This window comes from Paraburkholderia azotifigens (assembly GCF_007995085.1).
GTDB classification, from domain to species: domain Bacteria; phylum Pseudomonadota; class Gammaproteobacteria; order Burkholderiales; family Burkholderiaceae; genus Paraburkholderia; species Paraburkholderia azotifigens.
On sequence record NZ_VOQS01000005.1, the window covers coordinates 404191 to 430406 of the forward strand.

Here is a 26216-nt window from a genome sequence, read left to right on the forward strand (position 1 = left end):
GCTTGCGGCCCAGCACCATCGATGCGCGCGCCCTGCGGACAGCGCAGACTCGCGATGGCGTCAGACGTCGAACGGAAGCGAGGTAACGGACATGTGGGTGGTGAAGATCGGGGGCAGCCTGAGTCACGACCCGTCGCTGCGGGACTGGCTCACGCAGCTGTGGGAAGTCGGCGGCGGGCGCGTGGTGATCGTGCCGGGCGGCGGCGATTTTGCGGACAGCGTGCGCGCGTACCAGCGCGAATGGCAATTCGACGATCTCGCGGCCCACAACATGTGCCTGCTCGCCATGACGCAGTACGCGCTGATGATGCAGGCGGTGCTGCCCGACCTCGTGCTCGCGACGAACGAGGATCTGATCCGGCGTGCGCTGCGCAACGGCAAGGTCGCCGTGTGGATGCCCGTATGCCTGATGCGCGTCACGCCCGACGCGATGACCAACTGGGACACGACCTCGGACAGTCTCGCCGCGTGGCTGTCGACGTCGCTGAACGCCGAGCGTCTGATGGTCGTGAAGTCGTGCCCCGTCGGTGCGAATGTGCCGCTCGTCACGCTCGCGTCGAACGGCGTGGTGGACGCGAGCTTCGTCCATTACGTGGAAGAGGCCAATTACGAAGTGGAGCTGTTCAGCAAGACGGATGTTGCGCTGGTGCGCGAGCGGCTGTTGAATGCATCGGCCGTGTGATGGCGTTTCTTGCGCGGCGTGGCACGCGTGTCACGCAGCCGCACCCGGCGCGGCGTGATGCAGCGCGTCGGCCCATTGCGCGACGCGGCGCGGATCGAGCCGGGACGTGCGGCCGTTTTCGCACAGCGCGGTGCGAAAGCCCGCGACATCGGGCGCGAGCGCGCGGATGCCGTCGAGTTGCGTCCAGCCGAGCGAGCCCGCGATGCACGCCATCGCGCCCGACGCGCGGATCGTCGAGATATGGCGCGCGAGCGTTGCGCCGTCGATGCAATCGAACAGCGTGCGTCCCGTCTTGCCCGCCGTGTCGAACACGATGCCAACGAAGCGGAGCGACACGGCATGCTCGACGAGCGACATGTCGACGCCGTCGTCGCACAGCAGCACGGGTAATACGGCGGCGTGCAAGCCGGCGATGCGCGTGAGGCACGCACGCGCATGCGGACCCGGCACGACGCCGACTTTCACGAAATCCACGCCTGTTTCGCCGACTTCCGTTGCGCGCGTCGCAATGGCATCGATGGCATCGGGCGGCAGATCGCCGATCGTCGCGCTGATGGGCTTGACGGGATAGCGCGAGCGCAGCGTGCGTGCGATGCGCCAGATGTTGTCGATCGACACGCCGCCCAGCGCGCCTTCGCGCGGTTCCTTCAGATCGATCAGATCGGCGCCGGCGCCGGCCGCGTCGAGCGCTTCTTCTGCGGAACGGACGCTTGCGAGCAGTGCGGTCATCGGACTCTCCGTGGAGGCAAGGGCTCAGGTCGTGTGCGTCGGATCGATGCCGGGCGCGGGCGCCTTGTCGACGGCTTCGCCCGTCGCGCGAAAATGTTCGACGGCTTGCGTGATCCAGTCCCACGCGACGCGTTCGTAGGGGCCTGCCGTTTTGTCGATGGCGATCTGCAGATAGGCCATTTCGTGATCGATCTTGTCGGCGGGCAGCATGAAGAGCCGGCTGACGAGGATCGCGCCTTCGACGACAGCCGCCTGCGCGCGACTGAAGCCGCCGAACGGCGCGTGGGTTTCCGTGTGCACGCAGCGCATGTGCAGGACGGGACGCTGTGGATCGTCAGCGATGTGGTCGAGCTGGAGTTCCGTGTGGGAGAGCGACTGTTCGAGCCGCACGCTGTTGACGCGGCTTGCTGCGCGGGTTGGCCAGTCGCGTTGGGCGCCTGTTACGCAGCCGGCGAATATGCGGACGTCGGTCGTGAAGTTGATGACGGCCGATTGCGTGGCGAGGATGTTGTCGAGGGTACGCGACGGCTTGAAGGGCGCCAGCACCGCCAGACCCTGCTCGAAGCGCATGCCCATCGGGGCGACGTGGGGCGTGCCCTCGCGGGTGCAGGTTGTGATGATTGTTTCGTGAATCATCATTCTTTTTTCCGTTACACGGGGTTTGGTTTGCTGCGCTGGCATCTGAGTTTTGCGTCTGCGCTGGCGTCCGCGAATTCGTATCGGTGCTTCTTGCGTTGCCCCTGTGCGGGGCGGCACCTACTTTTCTTTGCAGCGGCAAAGAAAAGTAGGCAAAAGAAAGCCGCTCACACCGCCAGTTCTTCTTGTTGCCTGCGGGCCCCCCACGGGTCTCGCACTTCACACGGCAACACGCTATTTCATGTGCGTTGCCAACACCTTGACGAGGCGCATCACCCACTCCAGTCACCCGTAGCGCAACCAGCGACAACGAATCGCCCGCGCCGCCCAGGTGGCAAACTGTGTGTAGGTTATCGCACCAAATGCGTTTGCGCTCTTACGACACCGATCCCGCTTTTCAGTCCGGAGTGGTGCACTTCCATCGCGATGGCCTACACACAGTTTGCCACCTGGGCGGCGGTGGACTTCCTGGTAACACAGCCCATGACGCGGGAATGTGAAGTGGGTGAGGCATGCGGTTAGCACGCTGGCAACGTGCATGAGACAGTGTGTTGCCGTCTGGAGTGCGGGACCCGTCGGGGGCCCGCAGGCAACCACTAGCACTGGCGGTGTTAGTCCGCTTTCTTTGCTTACTTTCTTTGCGGCGGCAAAGAAAGTGAGTGCCGCCCCGCACAGGGGCAACGCTAATAAACCGATACGAAATCGCGGATGCCAGCACGCCCGCCCGCCAGACCAAAAAAACTGCGTAGCAAACCAAACCATGCGGCACTGCAAAAAAAACCAAAAACAAGAAAGCCGCTACGCGGAGAGAAAAAGCACCCCGCCGCGGAGCGGCGAACAGCAAACAGCGAACAGCGATCACCTCGTGGCGATATACATCGTAATTTCAAACCCGAAACGCATATCGGTGTAACCAGGGGTAGTCCACTGCATATTCGTCCTCCTTCGAGAGTGAAAAAGCGGTCCCTTTGCGGCGAGCAACCAGCAGCACTCACCGCTCGGCCCATGTTGCTAACGCAACTGTCGTACCAGTCGCCTGCGATCAGGGAAGGACGCGTCCATTCAACGTTCCGTTCCGGCTTACGCGTCTTACTGTAGCGGAACCGCAGCAAAGTGTTCCACGAGCCGATCACTCATTGTGGACGCATTTTGCATCATGTGCACGCGTGTTAACGGATCGCTTAAGCCTGCTGAAAAAAATCGTGAATTCACTTCGCCCAGTGCGCCGCCTACATTGACCTCCAGGGACGGCCGTTTTACCACGCGCCGACATCCAACCCAAGGCGTGCAAGCGCCGTGTTCCATATCGAGGCAGCGTGATGAACGATTTCAGCAAGGAAGCCGTGAAGCCGGCCGATAGCGATTCCGCCGCAAAGGCGGAAAAGCGCTCGCGTTACGCAGCCGGCGTCCTCAAGTACCGCGAGATGGGCTACTGGCAGCCGGACTACACGCCGAAAGACACGGACATCATCGCGCTGTTCCGTATCACGCCCCAACCGGGCGTCGAGCCGGAAGAGGCCGCTGCCGCCGTCGCGGGCGAATCGTCGACGGCCACCTGGACCGTCGTCTGGACCGATCGCCTCACCGCGTGCGACATGTATCGCGCGAAAGCATTTCGCGTCGATCCCGTGCCGAATGCCACCGAAGGCGAGCCGCAGTACTTCGCGTTCATCGCGTACGAACTCGACCTGTTCGAAGAAGGATCGGTGGCGAATCTCACGGCCTCCATCATCGGCAATGTGTTCGGCTTCAAACCGCTCAAGGCGCTGCGGCTCGAAGACATGCGCATTCCCGTCGCGTATCTGAAGACCTTTCAAGGGCCGCCGACGGGCATCGTCGTCGAACGCGAGCGGCTCGACAAATACGGGCGTCCGCTGCTCGGCGCAACCGTCAAGCCGAAGCTCGGATTGTCGGGCAAGAACTATGGGCGCGTCGTCTACGAAGGCCTCAAAGGCGGACTCGATTTTCTGAAGGACGACGAAAACATCAATTCGCAGCCGTTCATGCACTGGCGCGACCGCTATCTGTTCGCGATGGAAGCCGTGAACCGCGCGCAAGCCGAGACGGGCGAAATGAAGGGCCATTATCTGAACGTGACGGCGGGCACGATGGAAGACATGTACGAGCGCGCCGAATTCGCAAAGGAACTCGGCTCGTGCATCGTGATGATCGATCTGGTGATCGGCTGGACGGCGATCACGTCGATGGGACGCTGGGCGCGCAAGAACGACATGATCCTGCATTTGCATCGCGCGGGACACGGCACGTACACGCGGCAGCGCAATCACGGCATCTCGTTCCGCGTGATCGCGAAGTGGCTGCGCATGGCGGGCGTCGATCATGCGCATGCGGGCACGGCCGTCGGCAAGCTCGACGGCGATCCGCTCTCGGTGCAGGGCTATTACAACGTGCTGCGCGAGTCGCACAACCCCGTCGATCTCACGCGCGGCATCTTCTTCGACCAGCATTGGGCGGGTTTGCGCAAGGTGATGCCCGTCGCGTCGGGCGGCATTCACGCGGGGCAGATGCATCAGTTGCTCGATCTGTTCGGCGATGACGCGATCCTGCAGTTCGGCGGCGGCACGATCGGCCATCCGTCGGGGATTCAGGCGGGTGCGACGGCAAACCGCGTCGCGCTCGAAACGATGGTCAAGGCGCGCAACGAAGGCCGCGACATCGCCAACGAAGGCCCCGATCTGCTCGAAGCCGCCGCACGTCATTGCACGCCGCTCAAGCAGGCACTCGATACATGGGGCGACGTGACGTTCAACTACACGCCGACCGACTCGCCCGATTTCGCTGTCACGCCGAGCGTGGCCTGAAAAATAGCCTGTCATTCACGAAGTTCTGGGAGCCAGCCATGCGCATCACACAAGGCACGTTTTCCTTTTTGCCCGACCTGACCGACGACGAAATCCGGCTGCAGATCCAGTACGCGCTCGACCAGGGCTGGGCGTGTTCCGTCGAATTCACCGACGACCCGCATCCGCGCAACACGTACTGGGAAATGTGGGGCCTGCCGATGTTCGATCTGCGCGACGCAGCGGGCGTGATGATGGAAGTGACGCGCTGCCGGGACGCGTACCCGCAGCACTACGTGAAGGTGAACGCCTTCGATTCCGTGCGCGGCTTCGAGACGATGCGCCTGTCGTTCATCGTGAACCGGCCCGATGTGGAACCGACGCTCGTGCTGGGCCGTCAGGACGATCGCTCGCGCGTGCAGCGCTATTCGCTGACGACAGTGCATGCCGCGCCGCGCTAGTCGCACGAACAGGAATCACACAGGGAGACATCGCCATGAACGCCGTGATCACGGAGCCACCGCCGCAAGCGCAAGCGCCGCAGCAGGTCGATCTGCTTGCGCTCTTTTGCGAGTCCGGCATTGCGGGCGTGCTCGACGAACTCGATCACGATCTCGTCGGCCTCGCACCCGTGAAGACGCGCATCCGCGAAATCGCCGCGCAACTGCTCGTCGGACGCGCGCGCGAAGCGCTCGGCATCGAAAGCGGGGCGCCGACGCTGCATATGTGCTTCAGCGGCAATCCGGGTACGGGCAAGACAACGGTCGCGATGCGCATGGCAGACGTGCTGTTCCGGCTTGGCTATATCCGGCGCAATCATCTCGTGTCCGTGACGCGCGATGATCTCGTCGGGCAGTACATCGGCCACACCGCGCCGAAAACGCGGGAAGTGCTCAAGCGCGCGATGGGCGGCGTGCTGTTCATCGACGAAGCGTATTACCTGTATCGCCCGGAAAACGAGCGCGATTACGGGCAGGAATCGATTGAAATCCTGCTGCAGACGATGGAGAACCAGCGCGACGACCTCGTTGTGATTCTTGCCGGCTACGCGTCGAAGATGGACACATTCTTCCGCAGCAATCCCGGCTTTCGCTCGCGGATTGCGCACCATCTGTCGTTTCCCGATTACGCGCCCGACGAACTTCTGCTGATCGCCGAGCGCATGCTCGACACGATGCATTACCGGTTCGACGCCGACGCGCATCGCGCTTTCGAGGATTACCTCGCGCGGCGCGTGCGTCAACCGAACTTCGCGAACGCGCGCTCGGTGCGCAACGCGCTCGACCGCGCGCGCCTGCGCCAGGCCAATCGCCTGTTCGCGGACGCGCTGGGCGGCGGCGCGAGCGCCGATCCCGCCGCGCTGACGCTGCTGAGCGCCGCCGATATCCGCGCGAGCAGCGTGTTCTCCGAATCTGGCGGCGCCGGAACGCAATCCGGCGCGGCACCCGAATCCCCCACTTCGTAGGAGAGCATCATGCGCCACGCAAACATGACCTTGACGAGATTCCTCGCCGGCGACGCGGACCACCTGATGGCGACGCGCCCGCCCACCGCCTTGCAGGCGGTGCTGCACGAAGTCGCCGCGTCCGTGAAGACGATCGCCTCGGCGCTCGCGCGCGGCACGCTGGGCGAGAGCGCGCAGGCCGATTCCGTCGCGGGCGGCGCGGTGCTCGCGTATGCCACGCGGCGCCGCAAGCTTGCCGAAACGGCCGCCCGCAACCGCCGCGCCGACGACGCCGACAAGCCCGAGTACCAGCTCGCGTTCGATCCGCTGAACTGCCCGTGGAATGCGGACATCAACGGGACAGCGGGCTCGATCTTTTCGGTGATGCGCGTGCAGTCGCAAGGCAGCGACGCGAACGGCGTCGACATGCGCGCCGAAGCATACGGCGAACTGGACTGCGAGCCCTACGACGAACCGTACGGCGAGCCCTTCCTGCAGCCGGGCCGCGAGCAGGCGGCAGCGGGCTACACGATCTACGGGCCGGCGACGATGCTGATCCTGACGCTCGGCGAGGGCACGCACGGCTTCACGCTCGACGGACAGACGGACGAGTTCATGCTCACGCATCCGTCGATCCGCATTCCCGACGAAACGGGCGAGATTGCCGTCGACGCTTCCAACGAGCGTTTCTGGGAGCCGCCCGTGCGGCGTTACGTGCACGAATGCCGCGAAGGCCGCACGGGCTGCCGCGAGCGCGACTTCAGCCTGCGCTGGAGCGACGCGCTCGTGCCGGAGGTGCATCGCATCCTGATGCGCGGCGGGCTGTTCCTGATGCCGCGCGACTATCGCACGCGTTCGGCCATGCGCGGGCGGCTGTCCGCCGTCTACGACGCGAGTCCGCTCGGCTTTCTCGTCGAGCAGGCGGGCGGCATGGCGACGACTGGGCGCGAGCGCGTGCTCGATGCCGCGCCGCGCACGTTCCACGAGCGCATGCCGTTGATACTCGGCTCGGCGAGCGAGGTTGCGCGGATCGGCCGCTATCACCGCGAGCACGATCTCGGCATCGATGCGCCGTTCACGTCGCCGCTTTTTCGTGAGCGCTCGCTGTTCCTTCCGGAAACGTCGCTCTGACGCGTTGCCTTGAAGCGTTGCCTTAGAGCGAGACAACTGGGAGACGACGCATGTCAGTCAGACATCCGATTGTTGCTGTGACGGGGTCGAGCGGCGCAGGCACGACCACCGTCATGAGGAGCTTCGCCCACATTTTCCGCAGGGAGAAGATCAATGCGCAGATTATCGAAGGGGATGCGTTTCACCGGTACGACCGGCTCGGCATGCGCGAAGCGCTGCGGCAAAGCGAACGCGACGGCGTGCGCAATTTCAGCCATTTCGGGCCCGACGCGAATCTGCTCGACGAACTGGAGCAGCTGTTCGCGGCGTATGGCGCCTCGGGCGGCGGGCAGTTTCGCCGCTACGTGCACGACGATGCGGACGCCATCGTGTACAAGCAGGAACCGGGGACGTTCACGCCGTGGGAGAACATCCCGGCAGGCACGGACATGATGTTCTATGAAGGGCTGCATGGTGCGGCCGTGACCAGCAAGGTCGACATCGCCCAGCATGCGGATCTGCTCGTCGGCGTCGTGCCGATCATAAACCTGGAGTGGATCCAAAAGCTGCATCGTGACCAGACGCTGCGCGGCTATTCGCACGAGGCCGTGGTCGATACGATCTTGCGCCGCATGCCCGATTACGTGAACTACATCTGTCCGCAGTTCTCGCGCACGCACGTGAATTTCCAGCGGGTGCCGACCGTCGATACGTCGAATCCGTTCACCGCGCGCGAGATACCGCAGCCTGACGAGAGCTTTGTCGTGATCCGCTTTTCGAAGCCGAAGGGCATCGACTTTCCGTATCTGCTGACGATGCTGCACGATTCGTTCATGTCGCGGCCGAACGTGATCGTGGTGCCGGGCGGCAAGATGGGGCTCGCGATGCAACTGATCTTCACGCCGATGATCCTGCAGTTGCGCGACAGGCAGGCGCGCGCGTGAACGTGACGCTGGCGGGGGCGTGTCGTTGTGCGTCTCAGTCGTGTGTTGGCTGACGGCCTGTAGACCGTACCCCGCGCGGGGCCGTCAGCTCTTTTTTATTGTGTTCCGCCGTGCGAGCGTGCGGCTTACTGGGCCTGCGACGCGAACTCGATGCGCCGGTTATGGAAGCGGCCGCTTTCCGTGTCGTTGCTGTCGACGGGGCGCTCGGCGCCATAGCCTTGCGAACTCAGCGTGCGGGCGGGCACGCCTTGCGCGACGAGGAACGTGCGCACCGACTCGGCGCGCCGTCTGGACAGCGCGGCATTCGCTTGCGCGTTGCCGATGTTGTCTGAATAGCCCGCCACTTCGAGCTGCACCGGCTTGCCGGCATTCGCGCAGGTCTTCAGCGCGCTCGCGGACTGGCGCAGATCGTCGGCGGCCGACACCGGAACCTTCGCGCTGCCCGCCGCGAAGTTCACGACCTGCAGATTCAGCACCTTCGCGACGTCCGCACTCGCGCACGAGCCGCCGTTGCCGAGCAGCCCGCCGAGCGCAGCGCGGAACGATTGCGTCGCGTCCGCGACGGCCTGCTGCACGTTGAATACGCCGATATCGAATGCAGGACCGAACAGTCCTTTCAGCTTGTCGAGCCAGCCGAGCTTCGCGTCGGCGGCCGTGCCGCTCAGTTCGAGATGATTGCCGTCGATCTTCACCTCGGCGCCCGGCTGCGCCATCAGCGGCAGCAGGCCGTCGAGATGGGCGAGCCAGCCGGCCGGCTTCGTCGCGGGATCGACGGTGATATCCGCGTTCAGATTCGTCGCGCCGAATTTTTTCTTCAGGGCGTCGAGAAGCTGCTGCTTTTCGGCTTCACTGCCGACGGTTGCCTTGATGGCGGGCAGGCCGTTCTTGTCGACGGTGAACGAAAGATGGGAGTCGGCCGTCGGCGCCGGGGCCGCCGCCGCGGATGCGGCGATGGCAGGCGTGGAAGCAGCCGAAGCAGCCGAAGCGGACGCCGCCGTCGCCGATGCCGTCTGTTCGGCGGCCGGCGCGGCAGCAGCCTTGTCGTGCGTTGCCGTCTGCGCGACCTGATCGTGGGGGCTGCTGCACGAGCGCAGCAACAGCCAGGCGAGCGCCGCGACGATCAGCGCCAGCACCCACCACAGCCAGCCATGCTTGCGACGGGGCGCGAGCGTCGGCTGATCGGCGGCGAGGGGCGAGACGGGTACGCTGACGGGACGAACGGGGGGCACGGGATGGTCGAGATGCGCGGACACGTCCTTGAGCTTCGACAGGATCACGCTGCCGAACGTCGCAGCGCTGCCGAGCCCGAGCGCGTCGGCGATCCGGTCCGTCAGACGCGCGCTGACCGTGGGCGCCTGATGGCCGAGCAGCGTCGGCAGCTGGCCAACGAAGCCCTGCGACGTGCTGAAGTGCTGCTTCAGAAGGCCCATCAGCGTTGCGCCGACGACGCTGCACAGCGACAGCGAGGTCAGCGGCGATGCCCCCGTCTGCGACGCAAGGGCTTCCGCCAGTGCGCCGACGCGATCGCCCGTCAGCTTCTGCAGCAGACCGCGGCCGGTCGCCTCGAGCCGGGCGAGGTCGGTCGTGCTGCCGAGCAGATAGGGCAGCTGCTTGCCGATGTGCGCATCGACATCGGGCGACTGGATCGCCGAAAACAGGCTGCGCGCGCCGTCGGCCGTGCTGCCGCGATGCATGATCGCGGCCATCAGCGCCGGCGCGGCGGCGTCGGTGACTTTGCGGGTGAGATCGGGCGACAGACCGACGGCCGTCCCGAGGTTCCGGACGACATCCTCGTTCAGGACCGTCTCCAGCAATTTAAAAACGTTGATGCTCATCGACTCGTTTCCTGTGGTTCAAGGACGGGTCACGCTGACCCGTCCGCAGGACGCACAGACTATACGGAGTGCCGATGATAGACGCAGCGGTTGACACAATTTGACAGCGCGATCGCGCGCAATAGAAAGCGGCCGACAGATCGGTTTCGACGAAGGGACCGAGGGTGATGGAGGCTACGACGTGCTTTTCTTCTTCGTCGTGCCGGGCGCGCACCACACACTGAGGTCTTCTTCCGGCCGGTCGACCTGGCAGCCCCAGTCGAGCGCCTGATCCTGATCGAAGCGCTTGCCCAGTTGCCACGCGATTTCCGCGCGCGCCGTCTGCACGCCCATATAGAACGCGTGGCTGCCGTCGTGTTCGAGCTTCAGGTGCGGATACAGCGCGAACGGATCGCTTTCGACGACATGCGTGTCGCGGTTGTACACGTGGATGCCGTCCGTCGTGACCTGGACGCGGAAATTCGGATCGCGCACCTGTGCGGCAAACGCGGCGATTTCGTCGGCATCGTAGGGAAAGGGGCGTTTGGCATGCAGCGCGCAGAGCGCGGGATCGATGCCTTTGGGCAGCACCTGTGCGTCGTGCGCGGCATGCATCACGCGCCGCGCGACATCCGCCTCGCGCACGGCGCGCCGCGCATGCAGGCTGACGGAGGTCGTCAGCACGGCGGACACGTTCAGTTCGGCCGCCATGCCGAGCAGCACGGCATTGATGCCGCTCGTGTCGGCCTCCGTCAGCTCCGTGAGATTGCCGACGCCGAGCATGATCGGGATGTCGGGATAACGCTCGCGCAACGCGACATAGCGCGCAATCGACGCGGCAAAGCCGAACGGTATGGGATCGAGAATCGGGTCGGCGAGAAAAGGTTTGCCGCGCGCCGTCAGCGTATCGATCGCCTGATGCAGCGAGGCCGTATCGCGCGGCTCGCGCGCGACCACGACGGGCGTTGCGGGCACTTCGTCGGCGATCCATAGCGTGTCGACGTTCAGGCTCATCAGGTAGTCGGCGCCCGCGCGTCCGCCGCGCAGCAGTTCGTCGGCCACCATGGAATCGACGCTCACGCGATAGCCTTTCGCCTTCAGCATGCGCACCGCGTCTTCGAGATGCGGAAACGGCGTGTCGGGCAGACAGCCCACGTCGATCACGTCCGCGCCCTGATCGGCATAGTGCTGCGCGCGCGCGGCGATGCCGTCGAGATCGAGCCGCGGCGCGTCGACGATCTCCGCGAAAATCTCCGTTGTGTAACGCGACAGATCGAACTTGCGGGCCGCTTGCCCGAAGTGCTGCGGCAAGTCTTTCGCTTCTTCCGGCCCGCGCTCGACGGGCACGCCGAAATGCTCGCTCAATGCCGCGAGATCGCCGCGGCAGCGCCCCGGCACGATCATCCGGTCCGCGCGCAGCGGCAGTGCGACGCGCCGGCGGATCATGTCCGCCGTCATCAACGCAGCGACCTGCAAGCCGATTTCGCGCACTTCCCACGTGAACGGTATGTTCGTCATGCCTTCCAGCACCTGCACGACGCTTTTTTCGGCGAGCCTGCCGGTCAGGAAGACGATGTGTTCCATGCGAGCCCGAGGTTCGACAGCCGTTCGCTCAATGCCGCGCGCAATGCGTCGAGCGAGCGCGCGACGGTCGTATGTTCAATGCGCGCCAGCCGTTCGACGTTCTCGAGTTCGATCGCGCGCGGACGCACTTCGACCCATTCGTGCGGGCTTTGCGTGATGACGCTCGGCTCGGTGTCGCATGCGAAAACGATGCCGGGCACGCATTGCTTGCCCGCCTGCGCGTAGAGATTGGTCGGCAGCGTATCGGAGATGCCGAACGCGCATTTGGCGACCGTGTTGCTGGTGGCGGGCGCGATCACGACGGTGTGATAGATGCCTTCGTACAGCATGCCGACGGGCACGCTGCTCGCGCTGTTGTCGCGTACCACGCGGAAATGCTCGCGCAGCTTCGGCACGGTCCAGCCATACAGCGGCAACACTTCCTCGCCGGCCGCGGACAGAAACAGATCGACGCCCGGCAGTGCGAGCGCGATATCGATCGATTCCTCCAGCATGTGGCCGGAGCCCGTGATGCACCACGCAAAACGCGCGTCGGGACGGAACACGCCTGGTCGGCGGGCGGGCGTGGGTGCATTCATGCGCGATTCACGTGCGATTCATGCGCCGCGCTCAACATCCGCCGTCGCCTGTGCGCCGTCGTGCGAGAGCCGGATATGCAGTCTGTGCATCTTCCGGTACAGGGTGTTGCGGCTGATGCCGAGCGTCTTCGCCACGTTGCTGACGTTCCAGCGATGCTCGTCGAGCATGGCCAGCACCGTCTCGCGTTCCTTGAGCTGGATGGCGTTGAGCGCCGACAGGTCGATGTCGTCGTCGAACGGCGGTGCGGCGGCGGCCGCGCGCGAAGCCTGCGCGAACTGGCCCGCAGCGGAAGCGCGGGTTTGAGTGCCGCTCGATTCGTCGACGATTTCGGCGGGCAGATGCGCACAACGGATTTCCGGCCCGTCGCATAGCGCGATCGCCATTTGCAGCACGTGCCGCAACTGCCGGATGTTGCCGGGCCACGCATAGTTGACGAGCGCCTGGCGCGCCTCGGCGCTCAGTTCGGGCGGATCGTCGGCTTCGCTTTCGAGGATGTGCTGGACGAGCGGCAGCAGGTCGGCGCGTTCGCACAGCGGCGGCAGGTTGATCTCGATGCCGTTCAGCCGGTAGTACAGGTCTTCGCGGAACAGGCCGCGCTGCACCAGATCGAGCAGATTGCGGTGGCTCGCGCTGATCAGTTGAAAGTCGACCTTGATCGTGGTTTCCGCGCCGAGCGGCGTGACCTCGTGTTCTTCGAGCACGCGCAGCAGCCGCGCCTGCAAGGCCATCGGCATGTCGCCGATTTCATCGAGGAACAGCGTGCCGTTGTTCGCCTGCACGATCTTGCCGCGCCGGCCTTCGCGCTGCGCGCCCGTGAACGCGCCTGCGCGATAGCCGAACAGCTCGCTTTCGATCAGCGTCTCGGGCAACGACGCACAATTCACCGCGACGAACGCGCCCGCCGCATTGGGGCTGATGCTGTGCAGCGCATTGGCGAAGACTTCCTTGCCCGTGCCCGTCTGGCCTCGCAGGATGATCGGGATCTTGCGCTGGATCACGCGCGCGGCCAGCTGGCTTTGCGCGGCCATGCGCGGATCGCCGAACTCCAGATGCGAGAGCTTGTCGAGCCCGGCAGCCGCCGGTTTCGCTTCGCGCGTTTCGCGGGAATTCTTCGCGCGCGGACTGCGATTGAGCGAGACGTCGCTCCAGGGTCCGCGCGCACTGGGCGCGGCCTGGCTCGCGCCGCCGAACGACTCGGCATCGCGCGGCGTTTGCGCGATCAGGAAGAAACGGTTGTTGGCGTGCGCGCTATAGACAGTGATGGGATGAAACGAGCCGCGGATGCTGCGCGCAATCATGTCTTCGAGTGTTGCGCTGAATGCTTCTTCGATCCGTTTGCCGCACAGCTGGTCGGGCGAGCGCAGATCGAGCTGGAACAGCGCGCTGCGGTTCGCGGCGAGCACGACGCCGTCGTCGTCGACGGCCAGCTTGCCCGCGTGCAGCGTGCCGACGAATTCGGGGCGGCTGTGAAAGTGCACTGTGTTCGCGCGCCGGTAGCGCGAATCGATCAGCCGGTTTTCGATCATCTGCCGCGACATGCCCACGAGCACGAGCGAATGCTGCTGCAGCATCTTCGAGCGGCTCGTCACATCGAGCACGCCGACGATCGTCCCGCGCTCGTCGAAAATCGGCGCAGCCGAGCAGGTGAGAGACGTATAGCGCGGATAGAAGTGCTCGTGCTGATAGATCGCGAGACATTCGCGCTCGGTCAGGCACGTGCCCATGCCGTTCGTGCCCGCTTCGCGCTCGCTCCAGACGGCGCCGACGCGCAGGCCGTCGGCGGCGACGGCCTCGCCGAACGGCACCGACGACACCTGATGCACGATCACGCCGTTTGCATCGACGAGTATCACGGCGAGGTCGGGATCGGCGAGCTGCTGGTAGAGCGTGGTCATTTCCAGCTTCGAGCAGGCGATCAGGTCGCCGGCGGCCTCACGGTGCGTGGTCAGTTCAGGCTGCGTGAGAACAGGCGGCATCACGAAACGGCCGGGGTCCAGTCCGAAATCGACGAGACAGCGCGTCCACGATTGCGCGACGGAATGGCTCATCGAGCACGCGGCAGGCTGATTATTGACGATGTTCAGTACATCCCGGACGTGCGAATTGATGTCAACGAGCGATGACATTAGGGGCGTCTCCGATGCGTCGGTCTCGGTGCTCGCCATGGTGCCGGAGAGCGGGGCGGCCTACGCTGTATGTAAGTGTTTTCCCCGTGTGCTTGCTGTATGCCGCGCGTCTCTCGCACGCGTCGCAGAACCGCTATATGTGTTATGAATCCGATCCAGAGCACTCAGCGAACACTGTACAACCCGTGTCGCGATACATCAATAAATAGTCGTACGAGTGTTGGTCAGCGCGCCTGCTTTTTGCTTCGCATCGTCCGGCATGAAGGCGGAACAGACGGAACCCGATCAAACGATGCGCCTCGCAGGCGCGGTCTCTACGCGGAGCCTTTCCATGGACCGTTTCAACCCGGCAAACAGTCCCATTCATTTTACTGTCGTGCTGCCGTCGAGCGCGCGGCCCGCGCGCGAACCCGAGGAACGGCGGCACGGCGGCGACGCACGCGCGGCGCTCGATATCGTGTACATCGAAGGCTTCGTCGCGCAGACGGTCATTGGCATCGACACCGACGAACTGCATGAGCCGCAACCTGTCCAGGTCGATCTCGCGATCGGCGTGCCGTCGCTGCGCGCGTGCAGCACGGATCAGATCGGCGACACGATCAATTACGCGGCCGTGCGCGCCGAGCTGCACACGCTGCTCGCGACGCACAAGGTCCAGCTGCTCGAAGCGCTGGCCGAACAGATCGCGCAACTGCTGATCGGACGGTTCGGCGCGCATTGGGTGCGCGTGAAGCTGTGCAAGCCCGCCAGGTTCGACGACGTCGCGGCCGTCGGCGTGATCATCGAACGGCAGTGCGGACGCTTCGACTAGTGCACGGCGGGCACGCATCCGGCGTGCCCGCCGGCTGACGCGGCACGCACGCTTCAATAGCTCATTTCGACGCGGACGGCGAGGGCTTCCCGAATCCGCATGCCTGATACGCCTCCTGCTGCAACGCGCGGTACTTTTTGGTCTGCGCGCGCGCACGGTCGACGCGGAACTCGTTGCCGCCTTCGCCGCCGAGCGTCGCGTACTTCGCGAACGTCATCTGCTCCACGTAATCGTCATACGGGAGCACGGCCGCGATCCTGTCGATCGTGCACGAGCACTTGTAGACGTTGGCGAAGTCGTGGCCCTTCTCGTCCATGCAGCCGAGCACGTATTCGACGCGGCCTTGCGTCGGATAGTCGTAGCCTTTGGCGGGCGGCGCGGCGTCACTCGTTGCGTCGGCGGCCAATGCGGAAAGCGGGATCACTGCAACGCACGCGAACGCCGCGACAGCGAGGCGCGCGCGATAACGTGAGGTCATATCGATGCCTTTAGCGTAGGGTTCTGCACTCATCTCCCGCACGAACGCAGGAGCAACACGCGCGGCGCGAAGTGCGGCAGACCTTGGCGGTCCGCCACGGCTCGCGCGCGCGGCATTGCTTTCCATGCATACGGCACGCCTAGTTCGGGGCGAACGGGTGCGCCGCGCTGGCTTTCTTCGACACGACTTCAGCGGCGCTCGGTTCGCCCGCTACCGCGCGCTGGAGTGCTTCGCGTGTCGCCTTGTAGTTGAATTCCTGGATCTTCTTGTCGTCGTCGGCTTCCCAGTGGATGAACACGCCGACGCAGATGAACACGTCGTCCGCTTCGTCCTTCGGAATCGTGCCGTCTTCGACGCAGTCCGCGACGGCGAGCGCCACGGCATGCTGTGCCGGGCCGAACATCTGCACGGCCTGCTTGGCGCCCTTGATGGTCACCTTGTTGAACATCACGGTATTGGGCTTTGCCATCAGGTTCGGCGCGACGACGGCGAGCAGCGACGTGAAGCCGTCCTTGTTGTTGGTGAGCGCGTGGCAGAAAGCCGATTCGGCAGCGGAGCCTCGCGGCCCGATGATCAGATCGATGTGAGCGACTTCGTTGCCTTCACCGATAAGCGACTCGCCTACCAGGACGCGGTTTATCTTGGCCATGCTGTTCCTCCAGTGAATTGGGTCTGTCGACGTGGGACGAACTCGCGACGCGTGGCGGCCGCCGCGCGTTTTTTGAGGGGGACGCAACACGTTTCCGTATAACAGGAAGCGTGCCAATCGGTCGGACGGCCGGTTCAGCCCAGGGTATTCACGAAGCGTCGCGGGTCGAGCAGCGCGCCGGCGAAGAGCGCAGCGACAGTCAGATCGGCGCTCGTGCCAGGGTTGACGCCCTGCGCCTTCAGTCGGGCGTCCCATGCATCGAGTTGCGCGGCGTGCGCCGCAGGCTCCGCGAAGCGCGCCCGCGCGTGACGTTCGCGTGCCTCGCGCGTGACACTTTGCGCCAGGGCCGCGCCATGCTTGCGCAGTATGTGCGAGTCGGGCCACGTGCCGAGGAAGGTGAGAAACACGTTCAGCGTGAGCGCAGCGGGTGTCGTGCCGTTCGAACCGGCAAGTGCGTCGAGGCCCGCGCCGAAGATGTCGGCGAAGCCGTTCGCGTATTGCCGCGCGATGCTGTCGCGTTCGGCGGCCAGCGACATCGCCGCGCGCAGGTCAACCGTAGGCGGCGCGTGGACCGATTGCTCGGGCGCGTCGCCGAGCCCGCCAGGATTGGCGAGCGCGATCGCGCGATAGGCGGCGCAGGCGTCGTCGACGTCGAGCGTCGATAGCACCTGTTCGACGGCGGCTTGCCAGTGCGCGGCGTCGAGCGTTGCCGTGCGTTCGAGCGCGGCCGCCAGCGGTGCGACGAGCAGAACGATGCCGAGGTTGGTGTTGCATCCGGCAATCTGCCGCGTGCGCGTCACGGCATCGAGGATGCGCGTGCCGACACGCGCGCCGCGCGCAAATAGCGCCGGCGCGGCGGCTTCCGCGCTGTCGATGAACTGCGCGGCTTGCATGCCGTGTCCCGCGCTCGCGACGCTCACGTTGCCCGGCTTCGCCGTTTCGACGTCCAGACGGCACGCGAGCAGAAACGCGTCGCGAGCGCGCGCGAACAGATCGTGCGGATGGTCAGCGGCCGGCATGAAGCGGCACGACAGGCAGCGGCGGCGTGCCGCTCGCGGCCAGTTTGCGGTCGAGCAGATCGTCGACGAGCGCCGCCGCGATATCGACGGACGTCACCGATTGCAGCCCGCGCCACGCGGCCACGCCGTTCACTTCGAGCACGAGCGGCAGGCCAGTCTGATCGGGCGCCGACAGATCGGGAATCAGGTCGACACCTGCGTAATCGAGGCCGAGCGCAGCCGTCGCGCGTTCGGCGAGGCTCGCGAGCGTCGGATCGAGTTCGGCCGGTTCGCAGCGCGCGCCGCGCGCGACGTTGTGAATCCAGCCGCTTCCGCCCGTTCGCCGCATCGCAGCAACCGCGTGGCCGCCGATCACCAGCACGCGCCAGTCGTAGCCTTGCTGCCGCGCACGCGCACTGCCGACATAGCGCTGCAGATACGCCACCTCGCGATAGCCGCGCAGCGGCGGCAGCGGCTCTAGCGCGCCCGTCGCGGCGTTCGCGCCGAGCCGCCGCAAGCCTTTGCCCTGCGAGCCGAACAGCGGCTTGAGCACGACCCGGCGGCCGGCGGCTGTCTCGCGCATCAGCACGCGCTGGGCGAACGCCGCCGATTCCGTCGCCCACGCGGGCGGCGTCGCGACACCGGCGCGATGCAGCAGGAAACTCGTCATCGATTTGTCGACACTGCGCTCGATCGCCCGTGCGTCGTTGTAGACGGGCACGCCGCACTCGCGCAGCGCGTGCAGGATGCCGAGGCGCAGCGTCACCTGTTCGAAGGTGCCGCCCGCGATGCCGCGCACGAACACTGCGTCGGGCAGATCGCGCGCGAAGCCGGGAATCGCGAGACCGTAGGGCGACCACGAAGTATCGATCCGGCATGAGGCGAGATCGACGCAGCGCGCTTCGACGCCGCGCGCGCGGAATGCTTTCTTGAGTCGGCCCGTATGCCAGCCGGTTTCGTCCGTCATGATCGCGACGCGCAGTCCGCTCATCGACGAAAGCGACGACACCTCGTTCATGGCGCCCCCGGACCCGTGACGCCCGGCGTCGTCGACGCGGCCGCTGCGTCTTCGTTCGCGACGAATGCGTCGCCTTGCCAGAGCGCGTGCAGCAGCGCGGCGTCGAGCCGGCCGCCGCGATAGGTCGCGCCGCTTTCCAGGCTGCTCGCCCACACTTCGGCGGGCGCGAACAGCGACGGATCGATCTGATAGAAGTCGTAGTTGAACGAAGCGAAGATTTCGGCGAAAGGCCGTCCGTAGTCGCGCGAATTCGACGACGGCAACTCGGCCGCGAGCCGACGCGCCACGGCGTCGCTACGCACGGTCAGATGCACGCGCCCGCCGTAGAGGATAGCGTCGTTGGTGCGGCCCATCGCGGCGAGCCCGTCGGGCGCGGGCGGCGGCAGCGGCGCGGTGCCGCTCGCCTCGACCATCTCGCCGAGCGGCACGCCGAGCACGTGCGTCTTGTGCAGCGCAACTTCGACCACACGCGCGACGACCTGCACCGTGCCGGCGACAGACTGTGTCGGCGTGACGATCACGGTCAGCTGTTCTGGCGCAAGCCCGCAATCGCCGGCGATTTTCTCGAGCACGATCTGCGGCGGCGCTTGCCCGACTTCCATCACCAGCACGCCCGCGTCGTGACGGTCGCGATAGCCGAGTTCGTCGAACAGCGTTTCCTTGCCTGCCAGCGCGCGGGCCGGTCCCGAGCCGAGCGAGAAGAACTTCTTGCCGTTGTTCTGCTCCTTGCCCGCCGACAGACTCCAGCCCGCGTACTGGCTGCCCAGACATGCGAGCACGGGCGACGCCGTGTGCACGTCGATCATCGTGGGCCAGAGCGGCTCGTGTTCGGCGCTGATGCGCGTCTCGATGCGGCCGAGGCCGCCCATGCAGATGCGCGCGATCGTCACGCCCGCTTCGACGCAGCCGGGCGACGCGATGCCCGCATCGACGATGGCGGGTCCATATGCATGACGCGACGACGCGATGCGCAGCCGTGCGGCATCCGCGAGCAATTGCGCGACGAGCGGCGCGGCGAGCGCGTTGACGCTGGGCGCGTCGCTCGCAATGGGCGGCGGCGCGTGGCCGCCATGTTCAGCCGTGGGAGTCGACGAGTTCATGGGCAGGTTCGGTGCTGGTTTCGATGCGTTGTAAAAGGCGCTGCGTATGGCATTGCAATTCGTGTCGGAGGGCGGCGCGCGACGCGTGCCCGTTCACCGTCACGAGCACGGTGCAGACCGGCTGGCCTCGCTCGATGCGCGTGCCCGCGTTCGGGATGTCGTGGCAGACGGGATCGACGAAGAGCGCGTCGCTGAAACGGCGCGTGACCGTGAAGGCCTGCGGCGCGAACACGACCTGTTGTGCGGCGCGGCATGACGGCGCGCCGATGCGCGCGGGCGGCAAACGGCCATGCAGGCACGCGTCGATATGCAGGGCGAGCAGACCGCGCGGCCATGCGTCGCGCCATGCGCGTTCGTACAAGGCCATCGTCGACGAGGGCCGCGCGTTCACTTCGAGCACGCGGATCGTGTCGCCGTCGAGCAGAAAATCGAGGCTGTTGATTCCGACGAGATTCGCGCGCGCCGTAATCGAATGCACGGCACGGTCGATCTGTTGGGCGATCGGCGCGGGCAGATCGACGGGACCGAGCGAGCCCACGTGCAGATACGGCAGCGCGCCCGTCGCGGCATGAAGCTGCTCCGCGTAGCCGATCACGGTCGCTTCGCGCTGTGCAGCGACAAAGAGCGCCGACATCGACAGCCCTTTGCTGACGCGCTGGAAATAGCCGGCCTGCGTGTCTGATTGCGCCGCTGCATGGATATGCGTGCCGCCGCAGCCATCGGAATCTTTACGCAGCCAGCCTTCGGGTTGCGCGGGTCGTTCGAACGCGACTGCGGGATGCGCGATGCCCAACTCGTCGAGTAACACGAAGAAGCGCCGCGGATCGCGCACGGCCGCCGTTGCGTCGGCGTCGTTGCCGATCAGGCGCGGCAGTCTCGCCGTCTCCTGCAGCCAGCCGATGTGCGGCTCGATCCCGCTGCCCGTGACATAACCGATCAGGCGCGGCAGCCGCGCGACGCGTTCCAGCGACGCGTGCAATTTGCCGCGATCGATTGACAGGCCGCTGCCGCCCGTATCGAGCCACAGCTTCGCGTAGCGGCGCGTGTCGCGATCGCCGAACAGATCGAGCGCGGCCACCTGATAACCGGCATGCGCGGCGGACTGCGCGAGCATGCGCGCCGACAGGCCCGCCACCGCGACGAATGGCGCGGATACGGAAAGGTGTGAGCGGCCGCCGCTCGCGGACATCGACGGCATGGCGTGCCTCGCTGTGCGCTAGCTGCGCTCGGCGACGACGGCGCGCGCTTCGTCGAACGCTTCCGTGAAGCCGAGGTACGCGGGCTTGCCGGCTGTGCGCATGCGCGTGAACAGCCGATGCTCGACCTGATACTTCACATTGCCGATCGCGAGCGCGCCGATGCCGATGGCATCGGGACGCACGGCGCCCGCGAGCGGCTTGCCGTCGTCCATCACGTTGACGCCCGCGATGCCTTCGGGCGGCACCGCGTTGACGTCGGCGGCGATCAGGAGGCGCGGCGCCTGCGCGAGATCGGCGGCGCTCGTCACCTGCACGCCGGCCGCCGCCGTCGCGAAGACGATATCGGCGTGCGAGAGCGCGGCGTGCAGCGTTTGCGGCGTGCCCGTGCCGACGCCGGAAGTCCTGATGCCGAAGCGTTCGTCGACGTCGTGACTGGCGCGTTCCGCGCGCGCCGCATCGGAATGGCTTGCGATCGTGACATGCGCGCCGAGCGTCGCCGCAATCGCGGCGGTCACGCGTCCCACGGCGCCCGTGCCGCCGAGTATCAGCACATGCTTGTCCTTCAGTTCCTCGCCGTACTGCGCCTTCAGATGACGTTCGACCAGCGCGACGAGCGCCGCCGATGTCGTGTACGCGCCGCTCGGATCGGCGAACACGGAGACTTCGAACGGCGGCACCATCGCTTCGCGCGCGCGGTCGAGCATGTCGGCGGCGAGCATCACGTCGCGCCCGCCGATGAAGATGCCCGTGCGCGACACGCCTTTCGGGCCGCGCGAAAAGATCGCGTCCTGGGTCAGCTGCACGACGTTGCGCACGTCGACGTCGCAGTAGGGCACGAGGATCTCGTAGCCGGCGTCGGCGGCCATGTTGACGTCGAACGGGCTCATCTGCGGCGTCGGCGTGAACATGTGCAGGATGTAGGGCCTTTCAGTGGTTTGGGACATGGCGTCGGCTCTTTCGTAGTCAATATGGGGCGTGCGCGAGGGGCTGGCGCGCAATCATTCGATACGTCGGCGGATAGGCGGGCATCCGGCTCATTGCGCGTCGCGGCCGAAGCGCGGTTGCTGGACGGCATAAAAGCGCGCGCCGCAATTTCGGCCGCGCGTCACGGAACACACGATGCCGGGGAACGCGCGCGTCGCCGCGCGGGCTGCCGCGAGCGCATCGTCGGCGTGGCGCGAGCTCTGCACGAACGCGAAGCCCGTCGGCCCCCACGAGCTTTGTCCGACGCCCGCCGTCTGGTTCGCCGCGATGGCCTGCATTGCCGCCGCGACGGCGGGGCTCGAATAGACGCCGCCTTGCACGGGCGCGAAGTATTCGCCGATCGACTGCTGGATCTCGCTGACGCCGGCGGCGAAGGCGTCGAAATCGCCTTGCGCCATGCCGGGCAGCACGCGCATCAGCAACTGATGGCAGACCTCGGCGGCGAGCTTTTGCGGGAACGGCGGCAATGCCGCAAGGCCGCGCTTTTCGTCGTCGCCGTGCAGGCCTTCGCGCGTGGTGTCGTCGATCAGCACGATGCGCCAGTCGTCGGGAAACGGCTGGCGCGCGAGCATCGGCGGCAACGTGGCAGCGCCTGCCGACGCGACGGCAGGCGCTGCCTCCGCGCGGCCCGGACCGCCGTCGACGAGCAGCCCGCCATGATCGAAACCGAGTACGCCGATTCCCGAACGCGCGCCGCGCCCGAGCCGTTGCGCGAGTTCCGCCGTCGTCGCGGAAATGCCGGCCAGCCGCGCATACGCAGTGCCAACGGCGAGTGCGAGCTGCGTGCCTGAACCGATTCCGCAATGCGCGCGGGCCGCCTGTTCGACTTCGATCGAGACGGGCGGTCCGCCATACGCGTCGTGCAGCAGATGCAGATAGCGTTCGATGCGTTCGCGTTGAGCGAGGGTGTGTGCGCCTTCGATCTGCGCGTCGTCGGCGGGCCGCGCGGTGACGCGCGTGCCGCATCCTTCGATGACGATGCCGATGCTGCCGAACGCGCGTCCCAGCGATCCGCCGGGATCGAGAAAGCCCAGATGCAGCCGGCCGGGCGCTTCGACGGTGATCGCCGAGATGGCAGGCAGTGTCGACGTGCGTTCGAATGACATCGGCATGCGAAGCTTCCTTGTCGAAACGTGTAGGCGTGAGCACGGCCAGACGAACTGGCGCAGCGGCGTCATTCGCCTTCAGGCAAGAGCCGTACCACGCACAGCGCGCCGCGGCACGCGCGGCATCGCGTGTCAGGCACGGCGCAGCGCGAGCCGCTGCCGCTACGGGCTGTCGCGCAGCAGCATCACCAGCGGCATCACCAGCGGCATGTTGTGAACGCTGAACATCCGTCAGCTTTTCGGCGCGTCGTACTTGATATAGCGGAAGCGCTGATCGTCGGCGGGCGTGCCTTCGAGCGGGCCGCCTTCCTTGCCCGGCTGCCACTGGATCACTTCCTCGATCTTGCGCGCGAGCGCGAAGTCCTTGTCGGTGATGCCCTTTGCCGTATGCGTTTTCAGCTTCACGACGACGAACGCATACGAGACGGTCAGATCGGGGTGATGCCACGCCGCTTCCGCCAGATGGCCGACGGTGTTGACCACCATCAGCGTGCCTTTCCAGCTTTCCGTGCGGTACTTGCGCCGCAGCCAGCCGTCTTCGAGATACCAGTGCTGCAACGGACCTTCGAGTTTCTTCTGGACTTCCTCGTCGGAATACACCTGTTCGCTTTGCGTCATGACGAACCTCCGCTCATGTCGTAAGAGGGGAATCGCATAGGAGGCCGTGCGCCTCTATGCGCTTTGCAAACCCGGCGCCGCCGCGTGCTCCGCTGCGCCTGCCATGCGCCGTCCTGCGAATTGCGTATCTGACACAGTATGTCCCGCCGCACGTCGCGAAGCGCAACACGTTGACGCCGGAAGGCCGTCTGGCAGCACGCGCACGCGACCGGCATGGAATATGCGATCCGCCGTCATACGCATGGGCCGGGCAATGGATCCGGCGCAGCAAAGGCGTTACCTGCTTCCAGAGGCGCGGCTGGAGCAACCCGGTAGCGTGTCATCGGTAACTGGACGGTTTCAACCAGTATCACCCATTCTGGAGGAGACATGAACGTACGCACCCTGGTTCTTGGACTGGCGGTGTTGGTTGCGACGGCGCTGAACTCGTTCCTTGCATATGCCGATCCGCAACTGGACTCGCTGATCAAGAACCCATCGAACTGGGCGGCGCAGGCAGGTGACTATGCGAATCACCGGTACAGCCCGCTCAAGCAGATCAACGAAAGCAATGTCGGCAAGTTGCAGGTCGCCTGGACGATGTCGACGGGCGTGCTGCGCGGTCACGAAGGTTCGCCTCTCGTGATCGGCGACACGATGTATATCCACTCGCCGTTCCCCAACAAGGTCATCGCGATCAACCTGAAGGATCAGACCTTCATCTGGCAATACGAGCCGAAGCAGGACGCGTCGGTGATCTCCGTGATGTGCTGCGATACCGTCAACCGCGGTCTCGCGTACGGCGACGGCAAGATCTTCCTGCAGCAGGCCGACACCAAACTCGTCGCGCTCAACGCGAAGACGGGCGACGTGGTCTGGACCGCGCAGAACGGCGATCCGAAGGCGGGCGAAACCAACACCAACGCGCCGCACGTATTCGGCGACAAGGTGCTGACGGGCATCTCCGGCGGCGAGTTCGGCGTGCGCGGCCGTCTGATCGCGTACGACATCAAGACGGGCAAGGAAGCCTGGAAGGCGTACAGCACCGGGCCCGACAACGAGATGCTGCTCGACCCGCAGCAGACGATGACCTGGGCAGACGGCAAGATGCAGCCCGTCGGCGCGGATTCGTCGATCAAGAGCTGGAAGGGCGATCAGTGGAAGCTCGGCGGCGGCACCACATGGGGCTGGTACGCGTGGGATCCGAAACTGAATCTCGTCTACTACGGCACGGGCAATCCGGGCACGTGGAATCCGACGCAGCGTCCCGGCGACAACAAGTGGTCGATGTCGATCTTCGCGCGCGACCTGAATACGGGCAAGGCGAAGTGGGTCTATCAGATGACGCCTCACGACGAGTGGGACTATGACGGCGTCAACGAAATGATCCTCGCCGACATCCAGATGAACGGCAAGAAGACGCCCGCCATCGTGCACTTCGACCGTAACGGCTTCGGCTATACGCTCAATCGCGAGACAGGCGAACTGCTGGTAGCGCAGAAGTACGACCCGGCCGTGAACTGGGCGGACAGCGTCGACCTGAAGAGCGGTCTGCCCATCCGCAACGCGTCGTACTCGACGCAAAAGGCGGGTCCGGACCATAACGTGAAGGGCATCTGCCCGGCTGCGTTGGGTTCGAAGGACCAGCAGCCTGCTTCGTTCGATCCGGGCTCGAATCTGTTCCTCGTGCCGACCAATCACGTGTGCATGGACTACGAGCCGTTCGATGTCGATTACGTGTCCGGCCAGCCGTACGTGGGGGCGACGCTGTCGATGTATCCGGGTCCGAACGAGAAGGGCGCGATGGGCAATTTCATCGCGTGGGATGCGGCGAAAGGCAAGATCGTCTGGTCGAAGCCGGAACGCTTCTCGGTGTGGTCGGGTGCGCTGGCGACGGCAGGCGGCATCGTCTTCTACGGCACGCTGGAAGGCTACATCAAGGCCGTGCGCATCAAGGACGGCAAGGAACTGTGGAAGTTCAAGACGCCGTCGGGAATTATCGGCAACGTGTTCACGTATGAGTATCAGGGCAAGCAGTTCGTGGGCGTGTATTCGGGCATCGGCGGCTGGGCGGGCATCGGCATGGCAGCCGGCCTGCAGAAGTCGACGGAAGGCCTCGGCGCCGTGGGCGGCTATCGCGAGCTGGCGAAGTACACGGCTCTCGGCGGGACGCTGTTCATCTTCGCCATTCCGGGCGGAACGAACGGCTGATCGCGCCGTTTCATAGAGGTTTCGCAGCAGCAGTGACGTGGCCGAAGACGCCTGTATGTGGTCTTCGGCTCCGCCGATCTGAATGACAAGCAGCTTCAATCGAAATGATATTAGGGAGACGAACGCATGAAAGGCCGCGTTGTGCTGTCGCTTGCAGGTGCGTTACTCGCGTTGAGCGCTTTACCTGTTGTCATGACCAATAGCTGGGGGCAGTCGTCGGATGCGCCTCAGGTTCAGAAGGTCGCCTATAAGGTTGTCGACGGCAACAGGGTCGACAGCGATACGTTGCAGGGATGGAAAACCTGGCGCGCGCTGGCGTGTGAACGCTGCCATGGCGCGAAGCAGGAAGGACTCGTGGGACCGTCGCTGATCGACGCGTTCAAGACGCTCGACAAGAACGAATTCCATCGCACGGTATTCGGCGGACGTGTCGACAAGGGCATGCCCGATTTCAGTTCGAGCCAGATGATGCAGAAGAACTGGGAAAACCTGTTCGCATACCTGAAGGGCCGCTCCGACGGCGCGATCAAACCGGGCGATCTGCAGGCGATCGATGCCAAATGAGCCAACCGGCGTCATGCGACTCTGCGTGACGCGCTTGCAAGCCTGCGCCCGC

Annotated in this window: 25 protein-coding genes; 9 read left to right on the plus strand and 16 right to left on the minus strand. The window is 65.4% G+C overall.

The features are described from left to right. Nucleotides 1-91: 91 nt before the first annotated feature. Nucleotides 92-682 carry an amino acid kinase family protein gene (locus tag FRZ40_RS33570; protein WP_028364304.1) on the plus strand — a complete coding sequence of 197 codons (591 nt, stop codon included), beginning with the start codon at nt 92-94 and terminating at the stop codon, nt 680-682. Between the two features lie 30 nt (nt 683-712). Here the strand turns inward: FRZ40_RS33570 and FRZ40_RS33575 are convergent, their stop codons facing one another. The 3 genes from FRZ40_RS33575 to pqqA all read right to left on the minus strand — a co-directional run bounded on the left by FRZ40_RS33575 (nt 713) and on the right by pqqA (nt 2980). Continuing rightward, a complete protein-coding gene (locus tag FRZ40_RS33575) occupies nt 713-1411 on the minus strand; it encodes a (5-formylfuran-3-yl)methyl phosphate synthase (protein ID WP_147237084.1) in 699 nt (232 codons plus the stop codon). Nucleotides 1412-1435: 24 nt separating this feature from the next. Continuing rightward, nucleotides 1436-2047 carry a DUF447 domain-containing protein gene (locus FRZ40_RS33580; RefSeq protein WP_147238486.1) on the minus strand — a complete coding sequence of 204 codons (612 nt, stop codon included), beginning with the start codon at nt 2045-2047 and terminating at the stop codon, nt 1436-1438. Between the two features lie 858 nt (nt 2048-2905). Beyond that, nucleotides 2906-2980, minus strand: coding sequence for a pyrroloquinoline quinone precursor peptide PqqA (gene pqqA, locus FRZ40_RS45860; RefSeq protein WP_007576927.1), 75 nt, complete (start codon nt 2978-2980; stop codon nt 2906-2908). 386 nt (nt 2981-3366) lie between these two features. Here pqqA and FRZ40_RS33590 point away from each other — a divergent pair, with 386 nt between their 5' ends. Genes FRZ40_RS33590 through FRZ40_RS33610 form a run of 5 tightly spaced genes read left to right on the plus strand, consistent with a single transcriptional unit; the run spans nt 3367 to nt 8346 of the window. After that, nucleotides 3367-4869, plus strand: coding sequence for a form I ribulose bisphosphate carboxylase large subunit (locus FRZ40_RS33590; RefSeq protein WP_028364307.1), 1503 nt, complete (start codon nt 3367-3369; stop codon nt 4867-4869). A gap of 38 nt (nt 4870-4907) precedes the next feature. Then, entirely contained in the window at nt 4908-5309 is a 402-nt protein-coding gene (locus FRZ40_RS33595) for a ribulose bisphosphate carboxylase small subunit (RefSeq protein ID WP_028364308.1), read from the plus strand. Nucleotides 5310-5344: 35 nt separating this feature from the next. Further along, a complete protein-coding gene (gene cbbX, locus FRZ40_RS33600; protein ID WP_147237085.1) occupies nt 5345-6313 on the plus strand; it encodes a CbbX protein in 969 nt (322 codons plus the stop codon). A 9-nt stretch (nt 6314-6322) separates the two neighbouring features. Beyond that, a complete protein-coding gene (locus tag FRZ40_RS33605; RefSeq protein WP_147237086.1) occupies nt 6323-7423 on the plus strand; it encodes a class 1 fructose-bisphosphatase in 1101 nt (366 codons plus the stop codon). 50 nt (nt 7424-7473) lie between these two features. Next, nucleotides 7474-8346 carry a phosphoribulokinase gene (locus FRZ40_RS33610; protein ID WP_028364311.1) on the plus strand — a complete coding sequence of 291 codons (873 nt, stop codon included), beginning with the start codon at nt 7474-7476 and terminating at the stop codon, nt 8344-8346. 125 nt (nt 8347-8471) lie between these two features. Here the strand turns inward: FRZ40_RS33610 and FRZ40_RS33615 are convergent, their stop codons facing one another. The 4 genes from FRZ40_RS33615 to FRZ40_RS33630 form a co-directional block, all read right to left on the minus strand. Continuing rightward, a complete protein-coding gene (locus FRZ40_RS33615; RefSeq protein WP_147237087.1) occupies nt 8472-10181 on the minus strand; it encodes an OmpA family protein in 1710 nt (569 codons plus the stop codon). 174 nt (nt 10182-10355) lie between these two features. Then, nucleotides 10356-11744 (minus strand): DUF6513 domain-containing protein, encoded by a 1389-nt coding sequence (locus FRZ40_RS33620; RefSeq protein WP_147237088.1) that lies wholly within the window; start codon nt 11742-11744, stop codon nt 10356-10358. Beyond that, a complete protein-coding gene (locus FRZ40_RS33625) occupies nt 11723-12322 on the minus strand; it encodes a flavoprotein (RefSeq protein WP_028364314.1) in 600 nt (199 codons plus the stop codon). Before FRZ40_RS33625 ends, FRZ40_RS33620 begins: the two co-directional genes overlap by 22 nt. Before the next feature lie 18 nt (nt 12323-12340). Continuing rightward, complete coding sequence (locus FRZ40_RS33630) at nt 12341-14449, minus strand: sigma-54-dependent Fis family transcriptional regulator (protein WP_147237089.1); 2109 nt, start codon at nt 14447-14449, stop codon at nt 12341-12343. Nucleotides 14450-14780: 331 nt separating this feature from the next. On the opposite strand from FRZ40_RS33630, the gene FRZ40_RS33635 reads away from it, so the two are divergent. Further along, a complete protein-coding gene (locus FRZ40_RS33635) occupies nt 14781-15260 on the plus strand; it encodes a dihydroneopterin aldolase (protein ID WP_147237090.1) in 480 nt (159 codons plus the stop codon). Nucleotides 15261-15321: 61 nt separating this feature from the next. On the opposite strand, the gene FRZ40_RS33640 is transcribed toward FRZ40_RS33635, so the two are convergent. From FRZ40_RS33640 to FRZ40_RS33680, 9 genes are all read right to left on the minus strand, one after another. Further along, nucleotides 15322-15738: a hypothetical protein gene (locus tag FRZ40_RS33640; protein WP_147237091.1), complete on the minus strand. Its 417-nt coding sequence runs from the start codon at nt 15736-15738 to the stop codon at nt 15322-15324. 139 nt (nt 15739-15877) lie between these two features. After that, nucleotides 15878-16387 carry a formaldehyde-activating enzyme gene (gene fae / locus FRZ40_RS33645; RefSeq protein ID WP_028364318.1) on the minus strand — a complete coding sequence of 170 codons (510 nt, stop codon included), beginning with the start codon at nt 16385-16387 and terminating at the stop codon, nt 15878-15880. A gap of 134 nt (nt 16388-16521) precedes the next feature. After that, entirely contained in the window at nt 16522-17406 is an 885-nt protein-coding gene (locus FRZ40_RS33650; RefSeq protein ID WP_147237092.1) for a triphosphoribosyl-dephospho-CoA synthase, read from the minus strand. Next, a complete protein-coding gene (locus FRZ40_RS33655) occupies nt 17393-18403 on the minus strand; it encodes an ATP-grasp domain-containing protein (RefSeq protein WP_193567054.1) in 1011 nt (336 codons plus the stop codon). The genes FRZ40_RS33650 and FRZ40_RS33655 overlap by 14 nt, the downstream gene beginning before the upstream one ends. Beyond that, on the minus strand, nt 18400-19503 hold the full coding sequence (mch, locus tag FRZ40_RS33660) for a methenyltetrahydromethanopterin cyclohydrolase (protein ID WP_028364321.1): 1104 nt from the start codon (nt 19501-19503) through the stop codon (nt 18400-18402). Before mch ends, FRZ40_RS33655 begins: the two co-directional genes overlap by 4 nt. Further along, nucleotides 19478-20701 carry an ATP-grasp domain-containing protein gene (locus FRZ40_RS33665; RefSeq protein ID WP_147237093.1) on the minus strand — a complete coding sequence of 408 codons (1224 nt, stop codon included), beginning with the start codon at nt 20699-20701 and terminating at the stop codon, nt 19478-19480. Before FRZ40_RS33665 ends, mch begins: the two co-directional genes overlap by 26 nt. A gap of 18 nt (nt 20702-20719) precedes the next feature. Continuing rightward, complete coding sequence (locus FRZ40_RS33670; RefSeq protein WP_028364323.1) at nt 20720-21646, minus strand: NAD(P)-dependent methylenetetrahydromethanopterin dehydrogenase; 927 nt, start codon at nt 21644-21646, stop codon at nt 20720-20722. A gap of 90 nt (nt 21647-21736) precedes the next feature. After that, on the minus strand, nt 21737-22798 hold the full coding sequence (locus tag FRZ40_RS33675; protein WP_147237094.1) for a beta-ribofuranosylaminobenzene 5'-phosphate synthase family protein: 1062 nt from the start codon (nt 22796-22798) through the stop codon (nt 21737-21739). A 225-nt stretch (nt 22799-23023) separates the two neighbouring features. Beyond that, nucleotides 23024-23410: a 4a-hydroxytetrahydrobiopterin dehydratase gene (locus FRZ40_RS33680; RefSeq protein WP_028364326.1), complete on the minus strand. Its 387-nt coding sequence runs from the start codon at nt 23408-23410 to the stop codon at nt 23024-23026. Between the two features lie 369 nt (nt 23411-23779). Between FRZ40_RS33680 and FRZ40_RS33690 the strand changes: the two genes are divergently transcribed. Continuing rightward, complete coding sequence (locus tag FRZ40_RS33690) at nt 23780-25600, plus strand: methanol/ethanol family PQQ-dependent dehydrogenase (protein WP_147237095.1); 1821 nt, start codon at nt 23780-23782, stop codon at nt 25598-25600. A 126-nt stretch (nt 25601-25726) separates the two neighbouring features. After that, complete coding sequence (locus tag FRZ40_RS33695) at nt 25727-26164, plus strand: c-type cytochrome (RefSeq protein ID WP_028364328.1); 438 nt, start codon at nt 25727-25729, stop codon at nt 26162-26164. Nucleotides 26165-26216: the final 52 nt, after the last annotated feature.

What these genes read in the sequence shown, in the direction of transcription:
- FRZ40_RS33595 (WP_028364308.1), top strand. Translation starts at nt 4,908, where the DNA reads ATGCGCATCACACAAGGCACGTTTTCCTTTTTGCCCGACCTGACCGAC.
- FRZ40_RS33620 (WP_147237088.1), bottom strand. Translation starts at nt 11,744, where the DNA reads ATGGAACACATCGTCTTCCTGACCGGCAGGCTCGCCGAAAAAAGCGTC.
- cbbX (WP_147237085.1), top strand. Translation starts at nt 5,345, where the DNA reads ATGAACGCCGTGATCACGGAGCCACCGCCGCAAGCGCAAGCGCCGCAG.
- FRZ40_RS33630 (WP_147237089.1), bottom strand. Translation starts at nt 14,449, where the DNA reads ATGTCATCGCTCGTTGACATCAATTCGCACGTCCGGGATGTACTGAAC.
- FRZ40_RS33615 (WP_147237087.1), bottom strand. Translation starts at nt 10,181, where the DNA reads ATGAGCATCAACGTTTTTAAATTGCTGGAGACGGTCCTGAACGAGGAT.
- mch (WP_028364321.1), bottom strand. Translation starts at nt 19,503, where the DNA reads ATGAACTCGTCGACTCCCACGGCTGAACATGGCGGCCACGCGCCGCCG.
- FRZ40_RS33655 (WP_193567054.1), bottom strand. Translation starts at nt 18,403, where the DNA reads ATGAACGAGGTGTCGTCGCTTTCGTCGATGAGCGGACTGCGCGTCGCG.
- FRZ40_RS33580 (WP_147238486.1), bottom strand. Translation starts at nt 2,047, where the DNA reads ATGATTCACGAAACAATCATCACAACCTGCACCCGCGAGGGCACGCCC.
- FRZ40_RS33605 (WP_147237086.1), top strand. Translation starts at nt 6,323, where the DNA reads ATGCGCCACGCAAACATGACCTTGACGAGATTCCTCGCCGGCGACGCG.
- FRZ40_RS33665 (WP_147237093.1), bottom strand. Translation starts at nt 20,701, where the DNA reads ATGCCGTCGATGTCCGCGAGCGGCGGCCGCTCACACCTTTCCGTATCC.
- FRZ40_RS33680 (WP_028364326.1), bottom strand. Translation starts at nt 23,410, where the DNA reads ATGACGCAAAGCGAACAGGTGTATTCCGACGAGGAAGTCCAGAAGAAA.
- FRZ40_RS33650 (WP_147237092.1), bottom strand. Translation starts at nt 17,406, where the DNA reads ATGCCGGCCGCTGACCATCCGCACGATCTGTTCGCGCGCGCTCGCGAC.
- FRZ40_RS33625 (WP_028364314.1), bottom strand. Translation starts at nt 12,322, where the DNA reads ATGAATGCACCCACGCCCGCCCGCCGACCAGGCGTGTTCCGTCCCGAC.
- FRZ40_RS33670 (WP_028364323.1), bottom strand. Translation starts at nt 21,646, where the DNA reads ATGTCCCAAACCACTGAAAGGCCCTACATCCTGCACATGTTCACGCCG.
- FRZ40_RS33610 (WP_028364311.1), top strand. Translation starts at nt 7,474, where the DNA reads ATGTCAGTCAGACATCCGATTGTTGCTGTGACGGGGTCGAGCGGCGCA.
- FRZ40_RS33570 (WP_028364304.1), top strand. Translation starts at nt 92, where the DNA reads ATGTGGGTGGTGAAGATCGGGGGCAGCCTGAGTCACGACCCGTCGCTG.
- FRZ40_RS33675 (WP_147237094.1), bottom strand. Translation starts at nt 22,798, where the DNA reads ATGCCGATGTCATTCGAACGCACGTCGACACTGCCTGCCATCTCGGCG.
- FRZ40_RS33575 (WP_147237084.1), bottom strand. Translation starts at nt 1,411, where the DNA reads ATGACCGCACTGCTCGCAAGCGTCCGTTCCGCAGAAGAAGCGCTCGAC.
- FRZ40_RS33640 (WP_147237091.1), bottom strand. Translation starts at nt 15,738, where the DNA reads ATGACCTCACGTTATCGCGCGCGCCTCGCTGTCGCGGCGTTCGCGTGC.
- FRZ40_RS33590 (WP_028364307.1), top strand. Translation starts at nt 3,367, where the DNA reads ATGAACGATTTCAGCAAGGAAGCCGTGAAGCCGGCCGATAGCGATTCC.
- FRZ40_RS33635 (WP_147237090.1), top strand. Translation starts at nt 14,781, where the DNA reads ATGGACCGTTTCAACCCGGCAAACAGTCCCATTCATTTTACTGTCGTG.
- FRZ40_RS33695 (WP_028364328.1), top strand. Translation starts at nt 25,727, where the DNA reads ATGAAAGGCCGCGTTGTGCTGTCGCTTGCAGGTGCGTTACTCGCGTTG.
- fae (WP_028364318.1), bottom strand. Translation starts at nt 16,387, where the DNA reads ATGGCCAAGATAAACCGCGTCCTGGTAGGCGAGTCGCTTATCGGTGAA.
- FRZ40_RS33690 (WP_147237095.1), top strand. Translation starts at nt 23,780, where the DNA reads ATGAACGTACGCACCCTGGTTCTTGGACTGGCGGTGTTGGTTGCGACG.